Annotated in this window: 1 protein-coding gene and 1 pseudogene; both read right to left on the bottom strand. The window is 48.5% G+C overall.

Annotated elements, in window-relative coordinates; all coding sequences use genetic code 11:
- Positions 1–1,204: DUF1501 domain-containing protein (locus tag R7P69_RS24670; protein WP_318121750.1), on the bottom strand; the 1,204-nt coding region annotated here is incomplete at its 3' end.
- Between the two features lie 9 nt (positions 1,205–1,213).
- Positions 1,214–1,391, bottom strand: a pseudogene (locus R7P69_RS24675) (DUF1800 domain-containing protein); the annotation flags it as partial.

Consider the following 1,391-nt stretch of genomic DNA (forward strand, 5'->3'; position numbering starts at 1 on the left):
CAATAGCCGGAATCAATCGACCTTTTGAGTAATCATCTTGCCCTCCAAGTGTTAACTCTGGCCACGTACCGATCGGCGCACTGCCATTTACCGCACCACCTATCAATAACTGATGACCGCCCCAGCCGTGATCGGTACCGTTACCATTATTGGTCATTCGTCGACCAAAGTCAGACATCGTAAACGTGGTCACGTTTTTACTCATACCGAGCTTATCAACTGCGCGATACATGGCGTTTAGGTTGGTGGCGAGATCTTCGAGTAACAAAGGGTGTCGCGCGAGTTGCGAGTCATGCAAGTCGTATCCTGTATGTTTTACAAAGAACACTTGTCGCTGCTGGCTAAGCGCACTCTGGCTGGCGATCAATTTGTACACGGTCTGCATTTGTTTGCCGAGCGTAGAAGAGGAGAATAAAGGCGCGTCATCGATCAGTTTCAGTTGCTCCGCGAGGATGTTGCTCATCATCATGGATTCGTCGACCATCAAATTAAAATGCCCACTGAACGGGTTATCTGCGCTTTGTGAGAGCAGTTTTTGATAAATCTCTTCGTAAAGTGGATTTCCAACCGCCGTCAATTGAACCGCTTTGTCTTTTTTGAGTACGGTCTGACGGTGCTCCATGGCCTTCAACCACAACGTATCGCCATGCACACTATACAGCGGTGTGATTTGAGCGTCTGACGTTAGCACATCGAGCATGCGTCCAGCCCAACCTAAATTCGTAGAAGCATCCATCCCACCGCGCAGCCAAGATGCGGTCTGTGAGTTGTGAGAAAACAGCTGCTCTGGCAATGGAACATCACCTTGTTCAATGGCTTGTTTTGTCACAGGTTGGTTGAGAATGCCGCTATTGAGCACCAAATTAGCATCGCCTTGTTGGAATAGTGGAGCAAGTGCCGACAACTTAGGATGCAGCCCAAGCGGAACGGCGTTGTTGTTTGCGTCGCTCGCATTCAATCCAATGGGAATAATGGTATTTTTGGCAACAGAAAGAGATCCTCTCACATTGGCGTACTGGTTGTAGTGAAAATCAGATAGCGGCAATATGGTATTAATCGCATCGTTTCCGCCAGCTAAGTACACACAGATCAGCGCTCGGAAATCATTTGAAGGCGCGGCAAGTGAATAACCCGGCAACCCGAGTGATGCTATCGCCCCAAACGATGCGGTGCTTTTTAGAAAGTTACGTCTCGAAATGTCCATAATTCACCCCTAATCCTGAATGTAAAACTCATCGCCAGAAATCGCAGTAAAGATAACGAGTGCGAGTTTTGTTGTTGGTACGTAATCGGTTCGATACTCATCCGACACTTCTAGCAAAAGCGCTTTGAGTTCAGTCGACGCCGTGCCCGCAAAGAATCGTTCATCGACACGCTCCACGAGAGCTTCG

It is taken from the genome of Vibrio sp. 661 (assembly GCF_033339315.1).
Classification (GTDB): domain Bacteria; phylum Pseudomonadota; class Gammaproteobacteria; order Enterobacterales; family Vibrionaceae; genus Vibrio; species Vibrio alginolyticus.